The following is a 21,139-nucleotide window of genomic DNA, read 5'->3' on the forward strand; positions in this document are numbered from 1 at the left end:
TTGCGTTGCGCAATCTCGCAAAGGGCCTCCCTAAGGAACCTTGGGTTCCATGCGGCCTTTTTGCTTGGATTCTCGCTAAGGTCTGCGATGCGCAGAAAGCAGACTTTGCAAAGTTTGTCGACGTGTATCTTCCTGACACCAATCTCGCTACCAAGTGCTGCTGCGGCTTCCTCCAATAGCTCATTGAAACAGGCTGTAGGGACAATCTTGGTACGAACGGGCAAGCTAAGATTTTGAACGAGTTCTCAGGGGCATGACGGCAACGGCGACTTCGATGCCGTCTGTGATTTCAAAAGCGCCAATGGTCGCCTTGCTTTCTAAAACTGTGATTTCGTGATATCCTGATATCGCCTTGGGGGGCTGTTATGGGCGATTTCTTTTGGATTGGAACAGCAATCGGCGCTGCGATTGGGCTGCTCAATATGTTGTTCATTTTGCGTTCTCGCCTCGGTCAGACCGGGTTAAATCAAGCAAAGACAATTTGGCAAGGCCTGTGGGTATGGGCGCTTTGGACTGTGTTCGGTGCCTATGTTCTGGCGCTCTGGCTTGTGGGTGTCGTTCTCTTGGGTTTATCGCGAATTTTGCGACGGGGAACTGAGGCATGAAAGTAGGGGAGGTAAAAACCGCCGCTATCATTGGTGCGGGGGTTTCCGGGCTTGCTACTGCAAAATGCCTGACGAGGGTTGGGATCCACTGCACTGTTTTTGATCGCAATCCGTACCTTGGCGGTGTCTGGGCGGACGGATACCACGATTTTGGCGTTCAGGTGCAAAAGGACCTGTACGAGTTCCCGGATTTTCCGCTTTCCGAAGAAGCGTCTCATTTCACTCCGGGGCCGGTCTTTCGAGAGTATCTGGAGGATTATTGCGATCATTTCCGAATACGAGAGTGCTTACGGTTAGGCACCCGCGTCACCTTGATTGAGCGCAAAACTGACGGGTGGTTACTTGAGGTTAGTGGCTCCGAAGGATCTGAAGATGTTGAAGTCGATCTCGTTGTCGTTGCAACCGGGCTCTATTCAGAGACACCAAATGTCCCGAACATTCCCAAACGTGAAGATTTTGGAGGAGAAGTCCTTCACGCCAGCGAATTTAAAGACATATCGCAACTCAAAGGTCGTCGTGTCGCTGTAATCGGTTACGGAAAAAGTGCCACAGATATAGCGGGTTCGGCTGTGGGTGTCGCGGAAAAGGTTCACCTCGTATTCCGAACCGCACACTGGCCTGTTCCGCGCAAATTGCTGGGTGTTCTTCCTTTCAAATGGGGAATGCTGACACGCCTTGTTGCAGCCCTGATCCCTCCGTATGTGAGACCCAGCCCAATCGTGCGCGCTATCCACTCAATAGGATATCCGTTGCCCTGGCTGTTCTGGCGTATCGTAGAACTGCTGCTCAGTACCCAGCAACGATTGCGAACGCAAATCGCACGTGGTGAGACCCTGATGCCTGAGACGCCTGTCGAATTCGACGCGTTTACGGAAGTAACTATGGTTCCACGTCCTGAGCTCATCGACTTTATCCGATCTGATAAGATTTCTGCACATCGAACAGGTGTGAGTGCATTCTCTTCCAACGGAATCGACCTTGCGGATGGGGATTCTCTTGAGGTCGATTGTGTCGTCTTCGGCACGGGCTGGAAGACCGGCTACCCATATCTACCGAAGTCGATTCTCAACTCTTTGGATGATGGGCCGGATGGGTTCTATTTATACCGGCATGTCCTACACCCCTCGGTGCCAAACCTTGCATTCGTGGGTCGGGCGTCCTCCTTCATGAGTGTGACGACCTTCGCGCTTCAGGCCAAATGGCTTGCGGAAGTCGTTGCAGGTCGTGTGCTCTTACCGGATGCTGAGGCCATGCAAAGCGATATCGATGCGCTCAAGTCCTGGAAACAATCATGGATGCCAGAAGGACCGGGACGTTCCGCCACACTTCTGCTTCACATGTTCCACTATCACGATGAACTCCTACTCGACATGGGTGCGGACCCACTTCGCAAACGCGGTATTCTGGCGCCGATTTCTGAACTGATTGTGCCTTATCGTGCGGCCGACTTTCGAGACGTAGCCTAAGCGATTTGTACGAGAAGCCCCTGATATCCTTTTGACATTCCTTTACAATGGATACGCGGGAGGATTTTTTGTTTGAAACGACACCTGGCAGCCATACTTGCGGCTGATATTGTTGGTTATAGCGCGCTTGTCAGTGCTGACGAAGAAGCCACTTTGCAGGCGTATAAGGGCCACTTTAGGGCGCTGGAGCCGCATGTCGGTTTGAATGGCGGGCGCCTGTTCAAAAAAACTGGTGACGGTTTCCTTGCAGAGTTTCCCTCGGTTGTGGATGCGGTGGCGTGTGCGGAAACGATACAGCGTCAGATAGTTGAGCGGAACGCGGCGCGCGGGCAAATCCCGGAGATTCAATTTCGTATGGGAATTCACGCGGGTGATGTTTTTGATGACAACGGTGATGTTCTTGGTGACGGCGTCAACATCGCGGCCCGGCTGGAAGGTCTGGCTCCTCCCGTAGGCATTATCGTTTCAATGGGGGTATACGAAGACGTCATAGGTAAGGTGGATATTGCGTTCGCAGAAATAGGATCGCAATACTTGAAGAATATCGCGCGCACTGTGACAGCCTACTCTGTTCAGACTTCATTCTTCACCACGCGCCCAGCAGCTCAATCTCGCCCTGACAAACCTCCCGTGGCCGTATTGCGTTTGAAAATCTGCCGTCTGACGCAGAGCAGGACTATTTCGCAGAAGGTATTACCGAAGACATTATTACCAGCTTGTCCAGAGTGCCCTGGACATTCGTAGTCGCCCGAAACTCTTCTTTTTCTTACAAAGGGCTTTCTGTTGATGTGCGTCGTATAGGCCGTGAACTTGGTGTCCGCTACGTGCTGGAGGGTTCTGATTGTGGAGTTGGTAACCGGTTGGGTGTGACTGGAAAGCTGATTGGCGCGCAAACCGGATCGCATGTCTGGGCGGATCGATACGATGGCAAGCGCGACGATGTTTTTGACCTCCAGGGTCAAATTTCTGAGAACGTTGTAGCTTCAATTGCACCAAGCATAAGACAGGTTAAGATCGATCTCGTTCTGCCCACAAGCGCCCGTATATGCTAGGAGCATATGATCACTTCCTGCGAGCACAGGCAGCGACCTACAGGTTCAGCTCCACTGAGGCGGACGACCATGAGAACGGCGGTGAGAAAGCCTGCCACAGTAGCGGCGGGATGACCCTGCTGCGGGCGGCGAATAAGTCGTCCAGCTTTGCCCTTTCTTTTGACGGAGGGAGGGAGGATCTTCACCGTGGATTTGTATCGTAAAGTTCGTTTGCCGTGTGCCGAGGGCATGAGTCAGCGATAAGCGGCTTCGGATGGCAAATATGCCAAGGGCCACCTTTGGCTGGAAGCACCCGGAGATGTGCCACCTTTTGAAGATGCGGTCTGGTTGCGGGGGCATGATGGACAGTCCATTGGAATCTTCCCCTCTCATGATATGGTGATTTTGCGATTGGGATTGACACCGTCTCGGCTGGGTTACTCACCCTTGCCACTGGCCAAGGAACTGATTTCCGCCACTGGGGGCTAGGGTACCAGTGTGCTGATACCAATTGGCCGCGACAGACAAATCACGCATGACGGACAGGTATTTCGACAGATACATCCTCGATCAGGACACAGGGTCGCAGGAGAGTGTCTTGCAAGTTGTGAGCATTTAGTATACCGCGGCATACAAAATTAAGGCGCTGGTTTATTACCTGCCAGCGCACCAGCTAAATGGTCGGAACCGTCATGAGCCTATATACAGAATACCTGAACGAGATCGAGACGCGCAAAGAGCAAGGTTTGCACCCCAAACCCATTGAAGACGGTGCGCTGCTTCAGGAAGTCATTGAACAAATCAAAGATGTGGACAACGTTCACCGCGCCGAGTCTTTGTCCTATTTCATCTATAACACGCTGCCGGGTACAACCAGCGCAGCTGGTGAAAAGGCGCGGTTCCTGAAAGAGATCATACTGGGTGAAGCCTCGGTCGAAGAAATCTCGCAGGCCTTCGCGTTCGAGCTGCTGTCACATATGAAAGGCGGCCCCTCGGTCGAGGTTCTGCTGGATCTGGCGCTGGGCGATGATGCGTCGATCGCAAGTCAGGCGGCAGAGGTGCTGAAAACGCAGGTGTTCCTGTATGATGCGGATACCCAGCGCCTCAAGTCTGCTTTGGAGGCCGGAAACGCGATCGCAAAGGACATTCTGGAAAGCTATGCCAAGGCCGAGTTCTTTACTCGGCTGCCTGACATCGAAGAGGAAATCAAGGTTGTGACCTATGTCGCGGCCGAAGGAGACATTTCCACCGACCTTCTGTCGCCCGGTAATCAGGCGCATTCTCGTGCGGATCGGGAACTGCATGGCAAATGCATGATCACACCGGCGGCACAGGCCGAGATTCAGGATTTGCAGAAACAACACCCGGACAAACGTGTCATGCTGGTCGCCGAAAAAGGGACCATGGGCGTCGGGTCGTCGCGCATGTCCGGCGTCAACAACGTCGCCTTGTGGACCGGAACGCAAGCCAGCCCTTATGTTCCCTTTGTGAACATCGCACCAGTTGTCGCGGGAACAAACGGAATCTCACCGATCTTTCTGACCACCGTTGGCGTGACCGGAGGTATCGGCATTGACCTGAAGAACTGGGTCAAAAAGCTGGATGACGACGGCAACCCGATCTTCAACAACGACGAAAGTCCTGTCCTTGAACAGAAATACTCGGTCGAGACCGGAACCGTTCTGACCATCAACACAAAGGACAAGAAGCTTTACAACGAAGCAGGCGATAAAGAGCTTGTCGATGTATCGTCGTCCTTCACGCCGCAAAAGGTCGAATTCATCAAGGCTGGCGGCTCTTACGCTATTGTCTTTGGCAAGAAGCTGCAGACCTTTGCGGCCGAAACCCTTGGCGTTGCGCTGGAATCTGCATTTGCTCCGTCCAAGGAAATCTCGCACGAGGGTCAGGGCCTGACAGCTGTCGAGAAGATCTTCAACAAAAACGCGGTTGGCGTGGCTGACGGAAAGGTTCTGCACGCGGGCTCGGATGCTCGGGTTAAGGTCAATATCGTTGGGTCGCAAGACACCACCGGCCTGATGACCGCGCAGGAGCTGGAAGCCATGGCGGCAACCGTGATCTCGCCCATCGTTGATGGCGCATATCAGTCCGGGTGCCACACAGCGTCAGTTTGGGACGCAAAGGCGCAGGCGAACATTCCCAAACTGATGAAGTTCATGAACAACTTTGGCCTGATCACTGCGCGTGATCCCAAGGGTGTTTACCATTCGATGACAGACGTAATCCACAAGGTGCTGAACGACATCACCGTGGATGACTGGGCCATCATCATTGGCGGCGACTCGCACACCCGCATGTCCAAGGGCGTAGCGTTTGGAGCGGATTCGGGCACCGTTGCGCTGGCGCTGGCCACCGGTGAAGCCACGATGCCGATCCCTGAATCGGTGAAGGTGACCTTCAAGGGCCAGATGGCAGACCATATGGATTTCCGCGACGTGGTTCACGCCACCCAGTCGCAGATGTTGAAGACATTCGGTGACAACGTCTTCCAGGGCCGGATCATCGAAGTTCATATCGGCACCTTGCTGGCGGATCAGGCGTTCACCTTCACCGACTGGACGGCCGAGATGAAGGCCAAGGCTTCGATCTGTATTTCCGAAGATGACACGCTGATTGAATCTCTGGAAATCGCCAAAGGCCGCATCCAGATCATGATCGACAAGGGTATGGAAAACGAAGCCCAGACGCTGCAAGGTCTGATCGACAAGGCGAATGCGCGGATCGCGGAGATCAGGTCGGGTGAAAAGCCGGCCCTGAAACCCGATGAAAACGCCAAGTATTTTGCCGAGCTCGTCGTTGATCTGGATGAGATCGACGAACCGATGATAGCCGACCCGGATGTGAACAACGCTGACGTATCAAAGCGTTACACCCACGACACTATCCGCCCGGTTTCCTACTACAAGGGTGAAAAGAAGGTCGATCTGGGCTTTGTCGGGTCGTGCATGGTGCACAAGGGCGATCTGATTATCGTCTCGCAGATGCTTAAGAACCTTGAAGAGGAACAGGGCACTGTCGAATTCAAGGCCCCGCTGGTTGTCGCAGCACCGACCTACAACATCATCGATGAGCTGAAAGAAGAAGGCGAGTGGAGCATTCTTCAGAAATACTCGGGCTTTGAATTCGACGATCTGTTTCCGAAAAACAAGGCACGCACGGAATACGAAAATATCCTGTACCTTGAGCGGCCCGGCTGTAACCTTTGCATGGGGAACCAAGAAAAGGCTGCAAAAGGCGATACCGTTCTGGCGACATCCACGCGCCTTTTCCAGGGTCGTGTCGTTGAAGACTCCGATGAGAAAAAGGGTGAGTCTCTGCTTGCGTCGACACCGGTTGTCGTGCTCTCGGCTATATTGGGCCGGACCCCAACCGCCGAGGAATACAAGTCGGCGGTAAAGGGGATCGATTTGACCAAGTTCGCGCCGCCGATGGAAAAGCCCGCGACCGCGAAATCGGCTCACTTCTGAAGACGTTTTGATCCTTGTAAGCCCGGCCGCCAATAAATGGTGGCCGGGCTTTTCCAACTGAGTGACACACCCCGCCCTTCAACACCACGTCTTAGAAAGGATGGGTTATGCCGCTAACAGAGCCGCTCAGGTTCCGTTTTGGTGGACCCTGTCAAAGAATGGGTAAAGGGCCGCGGGTCTTGGTCTGGCGAAGCACAAAGTTGCTGCGGGTGTCGCGGACCAGCCCTGATTTCAACAGGCGCTGCATGATGAAGACCTCAAGATCCTCAGGGGATTTGGCGTAAACCTTCAGGATAAAGTCGTGATCCCCGGTGATCGAGGCGCACTCGACGATTTGCGGCTCGGTCTCGACCAGACGAAGAAACGCCGAGATGCTGTTCTCCTGATGGTCCTTCAGCGCGACGTGGACATAGGCAATGGCATTCAGGCCGACTGCCTTGGCAGAAACCTGCGCGCGATACCCTGAAACCACCCCGGACGATTCAAGGTCACGGACGCGGCGCCAACATTGCGAAGCCGACAACCCGGTCCGGTCGGCCAGTTCCTGCATAGACAGGCGTCCACTGGCCTGAAGCTCTCGCAAAATATCAATGTCGGCAGGGTGAAGCATTTGGCCCGCAAATGGCAATATCTCGGAACGTTTCGTTCATAATACAGACGATGCGCAGAATATCAAAACAAATTCTCCATGTGAGTTGAGGTATCCTGATCTCATGCAGGAGGATGCTGATGCCCAAATCGACCAAATATGTCGCCAAACTCGCGGATGAATATGGCCACATTACCTACACAGACGAAGAGAATGCGGTCTGGGCTGATCTTTACGCGGCACAGGAAGAAAACGTACGGCGCTATATGGCGCCGGAATACCTAAGCGGTTTGGCGCGGCTGGACCTACCGAAGACAAAAGTGCCTTCTTGTGCAGATATTTCTAAACGGTTGCTGGACCTGACCGGTTGGCGGGTGCAGCCGGTTCCGGCGCTGATCGGATTCAAGACGTTTTTCGGGATGCTGGCGGATCGGGTTTTTCCGGCCGCCTCTTTCATCCGCTCCCGGGAAGATTTCGACTATATAGAAGAGCCGGATATCTTTCATGAGATATTCGGACATACACCGTTGTTAAGTGATCCGCGTTTTGCCGCGTTCAGCCACGCCATCGGGCTAGCCGGAAAGCAGGCAGATGACGCGGATTATGCCTGGTTGATCAGGCTCTACTGGTTCTCGATCGAGTTTGGCCTGCGCCGCCAGAACGGTCAGATCAAGGCGCTGGGTTCAGGGTTGGCGTCGTCGCCGACAGAACTGGTCTATGCCGTGACCAGCGACATACCCGATCGTGACCCATTTGACGTTCTTACGATTCTGCGAACACCCTACCGGATCGACATGCACCAGATGGGGTATTTTGTTCTGGATGACCCTGAAGAGTTGTTTGAGGCCGCCGAACGGGACCTGCTGGCAGATGTTCGTCGTGCGCGCCGCCTCGGGCTGTTGCCGAACAAGTTTCCCGAAAAGGTAACCGCCGCCGAGTAGCGGGGGCTGCGTCTTTTCAAGGGTCAAGGTTTTTGTACATATAGGTTGTGGGCTCGAATTTTGGTTCAAATGGGTTCCGGCAGTAATTCGGTATTTCCCCCGCGATCTGAAACCCGAGGCTTTGATAAAGCAGCCGCGAGGGGTCGGTGCTGCGCGTATCAAGTACTAGCACCGTGCGCCCCACCTCTCGCGCCCGAAGAACAAGCGCATTCATCAGGGATCGGCCTAACCCCCGCCGTCTGGCGTTGGGGTGGACCAGAAGTTTCGCCACGTCGGCGCGGTGGGGTTGGTTGGGCATTGCCGCCGGGATCAGTTGGACGGTGCCTGCAATGCGGGGACCGTCATTCGAAACGAACAAGTCCAGTTTACCTGACCTAAGACCGGGCTGTACGTATTGTTGCCAGTACGCACGCGCATCATTCAGGGTAAACGGAAGTATGAAACCTATGCTGGCCCCATCGTGAACACAGGCATGCAGGATTTCTGCCAGGTCGTCCAGCGCCGCGTCAAAATCGTTATCGGTCAGGCGCGTGATCATATAAGCACCAGCAGGTAACGTGCGCCACGCGACGCCCCTGTTTCAAACCGGGTCGGTCCTGACAGATGATAGCGCAGGCAATCTCCGGCGTTCAGCGCGTGGGGTGTTCCATCGACCGTCAGGGTAAGCGCTCCGTCCACTAAGATCAGATGATGCTCTTGCCCCGATTTAGTTGGCACTTCGTAGGTAATGACCCTGTCCCGGGGAAGGTGGCATTCCAGAACCTCGGCGTTCAATCCATTTGCGGGTGGTGAAACAGCACGGCGGGTGAAGCCGGTTTCAGGGTCGCGCCACTCGGTCTGGTGTTCGAATGGAACCTTGGGGTCAAAGCTGTCTTCAACCATCATCAGCAGGCGTGAGATCGGCAGATCGTATGCAGCACACAGACGGCCTAGGTTGTCGGCTGTTGGGCTGACATCCCCTTTTTCCATACGGGACAAGGTGGCGCGGCTGATCCTGCTGCGTTCGGCAAGGTAATCCAAAGACCAACCGCGCCCGCGGCGCAGCTCGCTCAGGCGATTGGCAAGGCGGTTTGACAGGGTGTCAGGCATTACACCATCGTGAAAAAATTTCTCATATATGAGAAAGTACACTAACAAATATCACATATCAACGAAAAAGGATGCGAACAATCCGCATCCTTTTCAATAAGTCAGCGCTAAGAAAGATTACTTCCAGCCAACTTCGTTAAAGATCTTCTGCGCTTCGGGGATGTTCTTTGCAACGTCTGAAAGGTTCACGTCGTCGGCCTTGAATTCACCCAGCGCCTTGACCGACTCGGCCAGTTCGACATTTGGAACAGCCGGGAACTCGTCATTGCCCGCCGAGAAGTATTTCTGCGCCTGATCGCTGGCCAGATACTCAAGGAAAAGGATCGCGTTTTCCTTGTTGGGTGCGTGCGCGGCGACCCCACCACCGGATAGATTCATATGCGCGCCATAGCTGTCCTGGTTCGGGAAGACCCAGTCGATCATGTCGCGGTCTGAGGACAAGCCTTTGACGTCTGTGCGAATGGAACGCGCGAAATAGTAGGTGTTCGAAACCGCGATTTCACACTCGCCCGAAACGATGCCGCGCAACTGGTCGGTGTCACCGCCCTGCGGGTCACGCGCCATGTTGGCGACAACACCCTCGGCCCAGGACTTGGCGGCCTCAGTGCCTTCGTGTGTGATGATCGACGCCAGCAGGGTCTGGTTGTAGGTGTTGGTCGAAGACCGGATACAAACCATTCCCTTGTATTCCGGTTTGGCCAGATCAGCGTAGGTGGCCGGCGGGTTGGTCACGTTTTCCTTGTCGAAAAAGATGATCCGACCGCGTTGCGAGAAACCAAACCACTGATTGTCGCTGTCCTGCAGGTTGGCTGGAATGCTCTCTTCCAGTTTTGCGCTGTCGATCGATTGCAGGATACCTGCGTTCTTGGCTCGTGCCAGGCGCGACGTGTCCACGGTCAGCATCACGTCGGCAGGTGAGTTTGCGCCTTCCGCTTCCATCCGGGCAATCAGTTCATCCGCTTTGCCTTCGATCCTGTTAATCTTGATGCCAGTTGCGTCTTCAAAGTCGGTATACAGCCGTTCGTCGGTGTCATAGTGGCGCGACGAATAAAGGTTCAGCTCGCCTTCGGCGGCGGCAGATGTTGCGATCAGAGCCGACAGCGCGGCGGCCAGGCAGGTCGTGGATTTCAGCATAGTGTGCCTCAACAATTGAATTTCGGGCCGGTCATTAATCCGACTGATTTTCTCAATTATATGATTCTGGGCGGGATGCAAGTAAATCCGACTGATTTACTCGGTCAAAAGGTCGCGACCGTACTGTCGAATTTCCTGAAAACAACCAAACCTTCGACCAGTGTATCGAGGAACAAAAAAACCGCACCCGAAGGTGCGGTTTCTTTAAGCAGTGATGTGCAGTTCTTAGCCCTGACGCGCTTTGAACTTGCGCTGCGTCTTGTTGATCACGTAGACGCGGCCTTTGCGACGCACAATCCGGCAGTCACGGTGCCGGTTCTTGAGCGAGCGGAGCGAGTTCCTGACCTTCATGGTCTGTCTCCAATCTGCGGCGCCTTCATCAAGGACGTGGCCAGCGCCTGGGTTACTCGGGTGTCCCGGAGAACCGGAACAGTGAAATCATGGTGGGCGGTACAAGGATCGAACTTGTGACCCCTTCGATGTCAACGAAGTGCTCTACCGCTGAGCTAACCGCCCACTTTCCCTTTGCGTGCCTTGCCCCATAACGAAATGGGGCGCGGATCCCCGCGCCGGTAGCGGGTCTATAAAAGGAGTCGCAAATGGGTTCAAGGGGTTTGGAAGAACAATTTTTCCGGTCTATGTTGATTACGAGCACGGAGGGATCATGCAAAGCGCAGCCTATGTATTGGATATACCCGAAAACCGCACCTCGTGCGTGGTTTTTTCATCGCCTCATAGCGGGCGGGAGTATCCTGAGGCTTTTCTGAACCGGTCCGTATTGAACCGGAGCGTGATTCGATCCTCAGAAGACGCCTTTGTTGATCAGTTGTTCGCGCCCGCCGCGGAAAACGGTGCCCCTTTGATCAAGGCGGCCATGCCACGCGCCTATCTGGATTTGAACCGCAGTCTGGATGAACTTGACCCGGCCTTGATCAGCGGTGCCCGCAGGCTCGGGCATAATCCAAGGGTCGCGTCAGGGCTCGGGGTGATTCCCCGCGTGGTAGCCAACGGTCGGGCAATTTATCGCGGCAAACTCACCATGGACGAAGCGCGGCTGCGCATCGACACTTATTGGCGCCCTTATCATGCGCGGTTGAAATCCCTGCTGGCCGAATCACACGAGATGTTCGGACAGGCAATTCTGGTGGACTGCCACTCGATGCCGCACGAGGCGGTGGCCATGGCAGGCACTGCGCGCGGAAGGCGGCCCGAGATCGTGTTGGGCGACCGGTTTGGCGCGTCCGCTTCCTCTGAGGTTGTGGACCTCATTGAAGCGGCTTTTGCGGCAGCGGGTCTCAACGTGGCGCGCAATGCGCCTTTTGCCGGGGCATATGTGACACAAACCTATGGTCGTCCCGGTCGCCAGCAGCACGCCGTTCAGATCGAGATCGATCGCGCTTTATACATGGACGAAGAAAAAATCGCGCCCAATGCCAATTTCATGGCGTTCTCGAGGCTGCTCAGGCAGGTGGTTCGGGAGATTTCCAGCCTGGGTGCGAGCCCAGAGCGTCTGGCGGCGGAATAATATCAGCGCAGCGCACGGCCCTTCATGATTGCTTCGGCCCCGAACCGCTGGCGAATCTCGTCCGTGGCCCGTTCGGCCTTTGATCTTCGGGCAGCATCCGGATCCAGCAGGTCGCCGGAAATATCCGCCTGATCCGCCGGGCAAAGGTCAGACAAACCACAGCCCAACAACCGATACGGCCCCTGATCGCCAACCTGATCGAACAGGCCCCGGGCCGTGCGGTAAATCCGGTCGGCAATCTGTGTCGCATCCCGCAAGGACACGCGCCGCGTCAGGATCTTGTGATTGGCTTTCTTCAGTTTCAACGTGACAACCCGGCCTGCCAGATCCTTTGCCTTGGCGCGGTCCGACACTTTCAAGGCCATGCGCCACAAATGGCCGTCCAGAATATCAAGGCTCGACGTGTCTTCGAAAAATGTCGTCTCGTTGCTGATGGATTTCATCGGCTCATGCGCTGATAAGCGTCGCTTGTCCTGACCCCGGGCCAAGTGCCACAGGCGATATCCCATTGAACCGAACCGTGCGGTAAGTGCCTCCTGATCCCAACGCAGCAAATCACTGAAAGTTCTGATCCCGGCCTGGTCCAGCGCTTCCTGCGCAGCCGGGCCAATACCCCAGATCAACCGCACGGGTTTGTCGTTCAGAAACTCTGCCGTTTCCGCCTTGCCGATGACTGAAAACCCGCGCGGTTTGTCGAGGTCCGATGCGACCTTGGCCAAAAACTTGTTGTGACTTAACCCGATGGAGCCGGTGACACCGATTTCATCCTTCATGCGCTTGACCAGACGCGCCAGCATGACGGCCGGAGGCGCGCCATGCAAACGTTCGGTTCCCGACAGGTCCATGAAGGCTTCGTCCAGCGACAGGGGTTCGACCACGGGTGTCAATTCATCCATCATGGCGCGGATGTCGCGCGACACCTGGGCGTAGACGGACATGCGCGGCTTGATCACGACGGCTTCGGGGCAGAGTTGCAACGCCTTGAACATGGGCATGGCCGACCGGACACCGCGAATACGGGCAACGTAGCAGGCAGTTGACACAACGCCGCGCTTGCCGCCGCCAATTATGACCGGTTTGTCCGCCAGTTCAGGGTTGTCACGTTTCTCCACCGAGGCATAGAAGGCGTCACAATCCATATGGGCAATCGACAGGTCAAACAGTTCCGAGTGAGTCTTTACCCGCGGACTGCCACAGGCAGTACAGCGTTGTTCGTTTGACAATGTGGTCAGGCAATCTCGGCAAAGACCGGGCATCTGCGTCCTCATGCGTTCCGCAGTTGGCTTGGAAGTTCTTTATATCACCTGTGATCCTGGATCAAAGGCCCTGCTGGCATGGGATGATTTGAAAAGAAGACCCCCCGCACATCGCGGGGGGAAGTAACGAACCTCAGGAAGAAGCGGTTCGTAGGGGAGTATTTCCCCTTCAGAATCCCTGAAAATCATTAGTTTCGATAGGATGAAGGTTGTGCCGAGAAAACTCGGGTTTTGAATGTGTGTTTTCTGGCACAGAGACGATTTGGCGCGGTTTCGTCAAAAAGTGACCTTAGGTCAACTTGTTGCGCGGAAAATCCAACGCAAAACCCACCTGAAATGACCAGGTGGTCTTAGCACACCTTGAGAGAATTTAGTTCGGAAAGAACGGCCTCAGCAGCGGCCTTTGGGTCTTTTGCCTGATAAATCGGGCGGCCAACAACGATGTGATCTGCGCCATCCTGAATGGCGCTTGCCGGGGTGGCTACACGTTTCTGATCACCAAGCGCTGCGCCAGCCGGGCGCACACCAGGGGTTACAATCAGACGCCCTTCAGCCTGTGGCAGAGCACGGATCAGGGCGGCTTCCTGCGGGCTGGCGATAACGCCATCAGCTCCGGCTTCAAAGGCTTTGGCCGCGCGTTCGACAACCAAGTCCTGCACATCGCCGGATTTCAGAAGACTTGCGTCCAAATCGTCGCGGTTCAGCGAGGTCAGGATGGTCACGGCGAGGATCTTCAGGTCTTTACCCGCAGCACCTTCTTTGGCAGCGCGCACCACATAAGGGTCACCATGCACGGTCAGAAAATCCAGATCGAATTGCGCCAACCCCCGAACGGCATTTTCTACAGTATTGCCAATGTCGAACAATTTCATGTCCAGGAAGATGCGCTTGCCGTGGTCCTGTTTCAGCTCGTTGGCCAATGCCAACCCGCCACCGGTCAGCATACCCAGCCCGATTTTGTAGAAAGAAACGCTGTCCCCCAAACGTTCAGCCATGGCCAACCCTTGCAGAGCGTTGGGAACATCAAGGGCTACGATCAGGCGGTCATCTGACATGGGGGCGCTCCTTTTTGGCAAACGTCTGCGTCCTAGCGGCTTCGGGCCGCTCTGTCCATCTGCTAAGCCGCGCAGGCAGCTTCAATTCGTGTTATCGTGCTCTGTATTGATAACTTGAATTCAAAATAAGGGGTAAAAAATGAATAAGCTGGTTCTGCTGGGCGCGTTGATTGCACTGGCCGCGTGTAATGACACGCCACCCGAAACACCGGACACAGGGGCTGCACCAGTGCCGACCAATGACGATTTGCGTTTGGTTGGTGGTTACAGGTCTGAGGGTGATTGGTGTCAACTTACTGGTGAAACGGCGTTTACCGGCAATTTCCTGGACCATACCGCAGATCTGGTCTCTTGCCCGACGGGAAGTGCGGCAGCCCAAACTTTGGTGAATGATCTGGGTGCCGTTCAGGTCGCCGAGACTGGTGGTTATACAGTCTATACCATCCAGCGTGAATAGGTCGATTTCTGTGTTTTAGCCTCTTGAACCACCAAAGATATTTCCCAGATTGAATGTGAGGCTTCGACCGATGTGTGCTGCCAGGCGGGCATGTCAAAACGGGGCGCTTGGAAAAGGAGAATATCATGGACTTGAACAAGTTCACCGAGCGGGCACGGGGATTCGTGCAGGCTGCGCAGACCATTGCGCTGCGCGAGGGGCACCAGAGGCTGGAGCCCACGCATATACTCAAAGCACTGATGGATGACGATCAGGGGTTGGCCAGCAACCTGATCACACGCGCGGGCGGCGCGCCGAGCCGCGTGGTTGAGGCGCTGGACACTGCGATGGGGAAAATCCCCAAGGTCAGCGGTGACGCGAGCCAGATTTACATGGATGGCCAGACTGTCAAAGTCCTGGACGAGGCCGCAAAGATAGCCTCAAAGGCAGGCGACAGTTTCGTGCCGGTTGAACGTGTTCTGATGGCGCTGTGCATGGTGAAGTCCAAGGCCAAGGATGCATTGGACGCCGGAGCCGTATCAGCGCAAAAACTGAACGAAGCGATTAACGACATCCGCAAGGGTCGCACCGCTGACAGCGCGTCGGCGGAAGAAGGCTATGACGCGCTCAAGAAGTACGCGCGTGACCTGACCGAGGCTGCAGCCGAAGGCAAAATTGATCCGATCATCGGTCGGGATGAAGAAATCCGCCGCTCGATGCAGGTTCTGTCGCGTCGCACCAAGAACAACCCAGTTCTGATTGGTGAACCTGGCGTCGGTAAGACCGCGATTGCCGAGGGCATGGCCCTGCGTATCATCAACGGAGACGTGCCGGAATCGTTGAAGGACAAGAAGCTGCTGGCGCTTGACATGGGTGCTCTGATTGCTGGCGCGAAATACCGCGGTGAGTTCGAAGAACGCCTCAAGGCCGTTCTGACCGAGGTGACTGAAGCTGCGGGTGAAATCATCCTGTTCATCGACGAAATGCATACGCTGGTCGGTGCCGGGAAATCTGATGGTGCAATGGATGCGGCCAACCTGATCAAGCCTGCGCTTGCCCGCGGCGAGCTGCATTGTATCGGTGCGACCACGCTGGACGAGTACCGCAAATACGTGGAAAAAGACGCAGCCCTTGCGCGCCGGTTCCAGCCTGTAATGGTACAGGAGCCGACGGTCGAAGATACGATCAGCATCCTGCGCGGCATCAAGGAAAAGTACGAACTGCACCACGGTGTGCGCATCTCGGATTCAGCGCTTGTTTCAGCGGCGACCCTGTCGCACCGCTATATCACTGACCGCTTTCTGCCCGACAAAGCGATCGACCTTGTCGACGAGGCCGCATCGCGTTTGCGGATGGAGGTCGACAGCAAGCCCGAAGAACTCGATCAACTCGACCGGAACATCCTCCAGATGCAGATCGAGGAAGAGGCACTGAAGCTTGAAGATGACGCGGCCTCGAAAGATCGTCTAGAAACCTTGCAAAAGGACCTGGCCGATTTGCAGGAACGATCCGCCGAGATGACAGCGCAATGGCAGGCCGAACGCGACAAGCTGGCGGGTGCCCGTGACCTGAAGGAACAGCTCGACAAGGCGCGCGCTGATCTTGAGATCGCCAAGCGTGAAGGCAACCTCGCCAAAGCGGGGGAACTGTCCTATGGCGTCATCCCCGAGCTTGAGAAAAAGCTGACCGAGGCCGAGAACGCCGAAAGCAATGGTATGATGGCCGAGGAAACGGTGCGCCCTGAACAGATTGCTTCTGTCGTGGAACGCTGGACCGGTATCCCGACCTCGAAAATGCTGGAAGGTGAGCGCGAGAAGCTGTTGCGGATGGAAGACGCTCTGCATTCCCGCGTGATTGGTCAGGATGCAGCGGTGACTGCTGTCGCCAACGCCGTGCGCCGTGCGCGAGCGGGTCTGAATGACGAAGGCCGCCCACTGGGATCGTTCCTGTTCCTCGGACCGACCGGCGTGGGTAAGACCGAGCTGACCAAGGCCGTGGCGAACTTCCTGTTCGACGACGACAACGCGATGGTGCGCATCGACATGTCCGAGTTTATGGAGAAACACGCGGTTGCCCGTCTGATCGGTGCCCCTCCGGGCTATGTCGGTTATGACGAAGGCGGTGTGCTGACCGAAGCCGTGCGGCGCAGGCCCTATCAGGTCGTGCTGTTTGACGAGGTCGAAAAGGCCCACCCGGATGTGTTCAACGTGCTGTTGCAGGTTCTGGATGACGGTGTGCTGACCGATGGTCAGGGCCGCACCGTGGACTTCAAGCAGACGCTGATCATTCTGACGTCGAACCTCGGCTCTCAGGCGCTCAGCCAGTTGCCCGATGGCGCGGACAGCGCGCAGGCCCGCCGTGACGTGATGGATGCGGTGCGGGCACATTTCCGGCCCGAGTTCCTGAACCGTCTGGACGAAACAATCATCTTTGACCGGCTCAAGCGGGCCGATATGGATGGCATCGTCGATATCCAGATGGCGCGTCTGCAAAAACGCCTGGCGGCCCGCAAGATCGAGCTGGCCCTGGACGATGGCGCCAAGGAATGGCTGGCCAACGAAGGCTATGACCCTGTCTTCGGAGCCCGCCCGCTGAAACGCGTGATTCAGCGCGCCCTGCAGAACCCGCTGGCCGAAGCGCTGCTGGCTGGTGATATCAAGGATGGTGAGGTCGTTCCGGTCACCGCCGGGGCTGATGGCTTGATCATCGGTGACCGGTTAGGGACGTCGGAACGGCCCCGCCCGGATGATGCAGTGGTGCATTGACTTAGGCACAAACGGAAGACCCGCTGTATTGGCGGGTCTTTTTTGTCTGAATCTACGTTCTCCGACGCGCCAAAATTCCCCGGCTTGTCCGGGATGGTGGGCCTGCGGGAAATGAGTGCTCACCTTCGCATTCGAAGCCAGCTTTGTGCAATAGTCCCAGAATTTCTTCTCTGCCGAATGTGCGATGGCGCCATTGCAGCCAGATGATTGCATTGCACCAATGCGGCTTTGACACCACCAGATACAAACGACCACTAGGGCGCATCAAATCGTGAATCTGCTCAAGTGCGCGCAACGGATCGGGGCAATGTTCGATGACATGCGCAGCCAGTGCCACATCAGCGGGTTCCAGAACGACAGACCCTAAAAAGCCCTGCACAAGTCTTGGCTCGACACCCCGCGCCTGTAACGCGCTTTGACCCTGTTTCAACATGGCTTGACTGGGTTCGAGAAGGGTTACTTCGACGGGTGACCCATGAACAGCGACCCAGGCTTCTGCAAACGAGGCGGTTCCGGCACCGATATCAACAACCCGATTGTTATGCTCTGGCGCGAGCTGACTTGCTGACAGAAAACCAAGATACGCATCGTAATAACCAAGAGCACGCATCTTATCCCGCCATTTTGGTGCAGCGGTATCATAGCGCCGTGTGGTATCAGATTTGGTCTTGCCCATTGGCTGGCTTTCTCTCAGTGCCTACCACTCATGGAATGCGCAGAAGGAAACTGGCCCACTGAAGAAAGCGGGCCAGTTTCGCCGTACGTCAGTTAGGTCAGATCAGCGCAAGTATCCGCGCCGGACCTCCGGTGCCGCCAGCGTGTTTCGGTGCGCCAATAACAAGTGTCGCGCCCGTCGCGGGTACCCGGTCCAGATTGGCCAGGCATTCGATCCCGAACCGGCCAGAAGGCAACCAGGCATAATGGGTGGCGAAATCCGCAGACATGCCGTGATCCAGTGACAAGGTGTCAACGGCAATTGACCGCGCCCCGGTTTCCTCCATCAGCATCTGCGCAGCTTCAACGTGAAAGCCTGGGTAATGCTGCGCTTCGCCGTCGAAATTGCGGAACTTATCCGTAGCGGTTTTGCCTGCCCATCCCGAGTGCATGGCGACGCAGGCCCCGTCGGGGATGTCACCGTTGGTGGCTATCCAGGCTTTCAGGTCATCAGGGGTTAAACGCGTATCGGCGTCTTCTGCTGCGCGGGCTGCGATATCGACCACGCAAAGTGGTGCAACCAGATCTGAGACCGGGATTTCATCGACTGAAGCTCCATCCGCAGAAAAGTGCAGTGGGGCATCTATATGCGTGCCCGTATGCTCATTAATCGACAAATTGAACAGATTGAATCCGTGTTCCGCGAAATTGAATGCCTGTTCAGCCGAGATGCCCGGCTCTCCGCCCCAGGTCGGGAACTCCGGGCTGAGCGTGTGGGTCATGTCTTGGACACCGCCATGCCCCGCGGCCAGTGCGGCCGGTGCCATTGCTCCGGTTGCGGCAGCCGCAACACCCGATGCCGCAGCAGCTTTGAAGAACCCGCGCCGGGACAGCATCCTGTCTTTTACGGCGTTCATTACACAGATATCACACATTTTTGTCCTCCCATTGCGGCCACGCGGCTGCAAAAACAGGCCCGCCACACTGTTGATCGCGTATGGTGCCTGTCGGACAGAGTGCAGTTTTGGACCCGCAGTTGTAAAGACTGCAGGCAGGCTACCCGGCTGTAACTCTCCTTTCAGAGCCAGCTCTGAGTAAAACGTATATGCCCGGCGTAATGTTCGAGCACCGCGAGTTGGCTCAGGTCGTGACGACCGTCAAAAACGGGCAAAGCGCGGCACAGTCCGCCTGTCTGGGCCTGTCGCCAACCGGAACGTTACAATCACGTCGCTCAAACGTGACGCCTGTTTCCATGGGTCTGTGCTATCAGCACCCTAAATCTGTAATGACAAACGAATATGACGGAGACCCAGATGGCGCATCGCTGGACCAATACATTGACACATGCCTACGTCACCCCACGGGCGGCGTTCCTGAACCGGCGGCAGGTCATGGCCGGGATGGCGGGTGTTGGTTTGGCGGCAATGGGTCGACCAGCTGCGGCGCAGGATGCGCTGGAGCCGAACACGTGGGAAGAGATCACGAGTTACAACAACTACTATGAGTTCGGGACCGGAAAAGATGATCCGGCGAAATATGCACATACGCTGGTGACCGAACCCTGGAGCGTCAAGATTGACGGTCTGGTCGATCGTCCCGGTGAGTATGATTTCAAGGACATCCTGTCCGAGATGACGATCGAAGAACGCATCTATCGCTTCCGTTGCGTTGAAGCCTGGTCGATGGTCATTCCATGGAACGGGTTCGAATTGGCCGATCTTCTGAACATGGCAGGGATTAAAGAGGGCGCGAAATACGTGGCGTTCGAAACGGCCCACCGCCCGGATGAGATGCCGGGAACACGCTATCCAATTCTGGAATGGCCCTATCGCGAGGGTTTGCGCCTGGATGAGGCGATGCATCCGCTTACGATCATGGCCACTGGTATCTATAACAAGCCGATCCCAAATCAGAACGGCGCGCCTTTGCGTCTGGTCGTGCCGTGGAAATACGGGTTTAAATCGATCAAGTCGATTGTCCGTATCACGCTTGCTGAAGAAGAGCCGCCCACCAGTTGGAATATGGCCAATTCGCGAGAATACGGGTTTTATAGCAATGTAAACCCGAACGTGGATCATCCGCGCTGGTCACAAGCCTCAGAACGTGAAATCGGCGGCGGCTTGTTTGCCTCGCGTAAACCGACGCTGATGTTCAACGGTTATGAAGAAGAGGTCGCCAGCCTTTATGAAGGTATGGATCTGGCCAGGAATTACTAGAATCATGCAAGCTATCAATCAGACACTCCGGCGTATTCCGGTATGGGCTGTTTATTTGATGGGGGTGCTGCCTGCGCCCTGGCTGTTCTATCTTGGCCTGACTGGCGGTTTGGGGATCGAACCGATTGAGGCGCTGGAGCACCGCTATGGCGAACTGGCGTTACAATTGCTGATTGCCGGTCTGGCCATCACATCCTTGCGCCGATTTGTGGGCTTGAACCTGATGAAGTTCCGTCGGGCCATTGGCGTGCTGACTTTTGTATATGTCAGCCTGCATCTCCTTGTCTGGCTGGTTCTGGACGTACAGCTTCCCAGCCAGATTTGGGCGGATATTCTCAAGCGTCCTTATATTACAGTTGGAATGGGGGCGTTTCTTTTGCTGTTGCCTCTGACGGTAACATCCAACAACTGGTCGGTGCGCCAACTGGGGCCGTGTTGGCGCAGGCTGCATTGGCTGGTGTACCCGGCCGCTTTGCTGGGCGGCCTGCATTATGTGATGCTGGCAAAAGGGTTTCAGATCGAGCCGCTGATCTATTTGGCAGCTATCGTCATCCTTCTTACCCTCCGGTTGCCGATTCCAAGCCTGTCACTCCAGTCCAACACAGCAGATTCTGCCTGACTCGGAAGCGAGTCTGTGAGTTACATTATGAACAAGGTGATAAAGTGCGGAACCCCGTCTGTGTTTCCGACGATTTTGGCGCGCCTCCGCTTGATATTGATCAGCTAACAATTTGAAAATAAATAATTAATTTTGACATCTGCATTTTCTATAGTTTTTGTGCATTTTCCGCTTGCGGGTAGGGATTCTAATCCGTAAATACCCCTTCACCGGCGCAGCTGAGGTTGGCCTGACGGACTGGAAAGACGGTTGAGACGCACCGGAGAGACGGTG

At 55.7% G+C, this 21,139-nt stretch carries 19 protein-coding genes and 1 tRNA gene; 10 read left to right on the forward strand and 10 right to left on the reverse strand.

What is annotated here, in order from left to right; genetic code table 11:
• Positions 1-365 precede the first annotated feature (365 nt).
• From ACR0BF_RS19130 to ACR0BF_RS19145, 4 genes are all read left to right on the forward strand, one after another.
• The gene (locus tag ACR0BF_RS19130; protein ID WP_480607462.1) at positions 366-605 is read left to right on the forward strand and encodes a hypothetical protein; all 240 of its coding nucleotides are present in this window, start codon (positions 366-368) and stop codon (positions 603-605) included.
• Positions 602-2,071, forward strand: coding sequence for a flavin-containing monooxygenase (locus ACR0BF_RS19135; RefSeq protein ID WP_480625571.1), 1,470 nt, complete (start codon positions 602-604; stop codon positions 2,069-2,071). The genes ACR0BF_RS19130 and ACR0BF_RS19135 overlap by 4 nt, the downstream gene beginning before the upstream one ends.
• Positions 2,072-2,143: 72 nt before the next feature.
• Entirely contained in the window at positions 2,144-2,815 is a 672-nt protein-coding gene (locus ACR0BF_RS19140; RefSeq protein ID WP_480625572.1) for an adenylate/guanylate cyclase domain-containing protein, read from the forward strand.
• Between the two features lie 979 nt (positions 2,816-3,794).
• Complete coding sequence (locus ACR0BF_RS19145; RefSeq protein WP_480625573.1) at positions 3,795-6,587, forward strand: bifunctional aconitate hydratase 2/2-methylisocitrate dehydratase; 2,793 nt, start codon at positions 3,795-3,797, stop codon at positions 6,585-6,587.
• A 151-nt stretch (positions 6,588-6,738) separates the two neighbouring features.
• On the opposite strand, the gene ACR0BF_RS19150 is transcribed toward ACR0BF_RS19145, so the two are convergent.
• Positions 6,739-7,197 carry an Lrp/AsnC family transcriptional regulator gene (locus ACR0BF_RS19150; RefSeq protein ID WP_480474860.1) on the reverse strand — a complete coding sequence of 153 codons (459 nt, stop codon included), beginning with the start codon at positions 7,195-7,197 and terminating at the stop codon, positions 6,739-6,741.
• 119 nt (positions 7,198-7,316) lie between these two features.
• Between ACR0BF_RS19150 and ACR0BF_RS19155 the strand changes: the two genes are divergently transcribed.
• Positions 7,317-8,117 carry a phenylalanine 4-monooxygenase gene (locus ACR0BF_RS19155; RefSeq protein ID WP_480625574.1) on the forward strand — a complete coding sequence of 267 codons (801 nt, stop codon included), beginning with the start codon at positions 7,317-7,319 and terminating at the stop codon, positions 8,115-8,117.
• Positions 8,118-8,133: 16 nt separating this feature from the next.
• On the opposite strand, the gene ACR0BF_RS19160 is transcribed toward ACR0BF_RS19155, so the two are convergent.
• The 5 genes from ACR0BF_RS19160 to ACR0BF_RS19180 form a co-directional block, all read right to left on the reverse strand.
• Positions 8,134-8,655, reverse strand: coding sequence for an N-acetyltransferase family protein (locus ACR0BF_RS19160; protein ID WP_480521183.1), 522 nt, complete (start codon positions 8,653-8,655; stop codon positions 8,134-8,136).
• Positions 8,652-9,206, reverse strand: coding sequence for a helix-turn-helix domain-containing protein (locus ACR0BF_RS19165; protein ID WP_480521181.1), 555 nt, complete (start codon positions 9,204-9,206; stop codon positions 8,652-8,654). Before ACR0BF_RS19165 ends, ACR0BF_RS19160 begins: the two co-directional genes overlap by 4 nt.
• 117 nt (positions 9,207-9,323) lie before the next feature.
• On the reverse strand, positions 9,324-10,340 hold the full coding sequence (locus tag ACR0BF_RS19170; protein ID WP_480625575.1) for a Fe(3+) ABC transporter substrate-binding protein: 1,017 nt from the start codon (positions 10,338-10,340) through the stop codon (positions 9,324-9,326).
• A 225-nt stretch (positions 10,341-10,565) separates the two neighbouring features.
• On the reverse strand, positions 10,566-10,691 hold the full coding sequence (gene ykgO, locus ACR0BF_RS19175) for a type B 50S ribosomal protein L36 (protein WP_085868787.1): 126 nt from the start codon (positions 10,689-10,691) through the stop codon (positions 10,566-10,568).
• 90 nt (positions 10,692-10,781) lie between these two features.
• A tRNA-Val gene (locus ACR0BF_RS19180) sits at positions 10,782-10,856 on the reverse strand.
• Between the two features lie 148 nt (positions 10,857-11,004).
• On the opposite strand from ACR0BF_RS19180, the gene ACR0BF_RS19185 reads away from it, so the two are divergent.
• On the forward strand, positions 11,005-11,865 hold the full coding sequence (locus tag ACR0BF_RS19185; RefSeq protein ID WP_480625576.1) for an N-formylglutamate amidohydrolase: 861 nt from the start codon (positions 11,005-11,007) through the stop codon (positions 11,863-11,865).
• Between the two features lie 2 nt (positions 11,866-11,867).
• Here ACR0BF_RS19185 and ACR0BF_RS19190 read toward each other — a convergent pair whose 3' ends face one another.
• Both ACR0BF_RS19190 and pyrF read right to left on the reverse strand, forming a co-directional pair.
• The gene (locus ACR0BF_RS19190) at positions 11,868-13,121 is read right to left on the reverse strand and encodes a DNA polymerase IV (protein WP_480625577.1); all 1,254 of its coding nucleotides are present in this window, start codon (positions 13,119-13,121) and stop codon (positions 11,868-11,870) included.
• 350 nt (positions 13,122-13,471) lie between these two features.
• A complete protein-coding gene (gene pyrF / locus ACR0BF_RS19195) occupies positions 13,472-14,176 on the reverse strand; it encodes an orotidine-5'-phosphate decarboxylase (RefSeq protein WP_480625578.1) in 705 nt (234 codons plus the stop codon).
• A gap of 139 nt (positions 14,177-14,315) precedes the next feature.
• Here pyrF and ACR0BF_RS19200 point away from each other — a divergent pair, with 139 nt between their 5' ends.
• Together ACR0BF_RS19200 and clpB are read left to right on the forward strand one after the other, a co-directional pair.
• On the forward strand, positions 14,316-14,633 hold the full coding sequence (locus ACR0BF_RS19200) for a hypothetical protein (RefSeq protein WP_480521174.1): 318 nt from the start codon (positions 14,316-14,318) through the stop codon (positions 14,631-14,633).
• Positions 14,634-14,758: 125 nt separating this feature from the next.
• The gene (clpB, locus tag ACR0BF_RS19205) at positions 14,759-17,377 is read left to right on the forward strand and encodes an ATP-dependent chaperone ClpB (RefSeq protein ID WP_480521172.1); all 2,619 of its coding nucleotides are present in this window, start codon (positions 14,759-14,761) and stop codon (positions 17,375-17,377) included.
• Positions 17,378-17,429: 52 nt separating this feature from the next.
• Here clpB and ACR0BF_RS19210 read toward each other — a convergent pair whose 3' ends face one another.
• On the reverse strand, positions 17,430-18,053 hold the full coding sequence (locus ACR0BF_RS19210; RefSeq protein ID WP_480607480.1) for a class I SAM-dependent methyltransferase: 624 nt from the start codon (positions 18,051-18,053) through the stop codon (positions 17,430-17,432).
• 97 nt (positions 18,054-18,150) lie between these two features.
• Complete coding sequence (locus tag ACR0BF_RS19215) at positions 18,151-18,966, reverse strand: cyclase family protein (protein WP_480555930.1); 816 nt, start codon at positions 18,964-18,966, stop codon at positions 18,151-18,153.
• 378 nt (positions 18,967-19,344) lie between these two features.
• On the opposite strand from ACR0BF_RS19215, the gene msrP reads away from it, so the two are divergent.
• Positions 19,345-20,247, forward strand: coding sequence for a protein-methionine-sulfoxide reductase catalytic subunit MsrP (gene msrP, locus ACR0BF_RS19220; protein ID WP_480607486.1), 903 nt, complete (start codon positions 19,345-19,347; stop codon positions 20,245-20,247).
• A gap of 4 nt (positions 20,248-20,251) precedes the next feature.
• Positions 20,252-20,866 (forward strand): protein-methionine-sulfoxide reductase heme-binding subunit MsrQ, encoded by a 615-nt coding sequence (gene msrQ, locus ACR0BF_RS19225; protein ID WP_480607483.1) that lies wholly within the window; start codon positions 20,252-20,254, stop codon positions 20,864-20,866.
• Positions 20,867-21,139: the final 273 nt, after the last annotated feature.

Source organism: Ruegeria sp. AG7 (assembly GCF_056541545.1).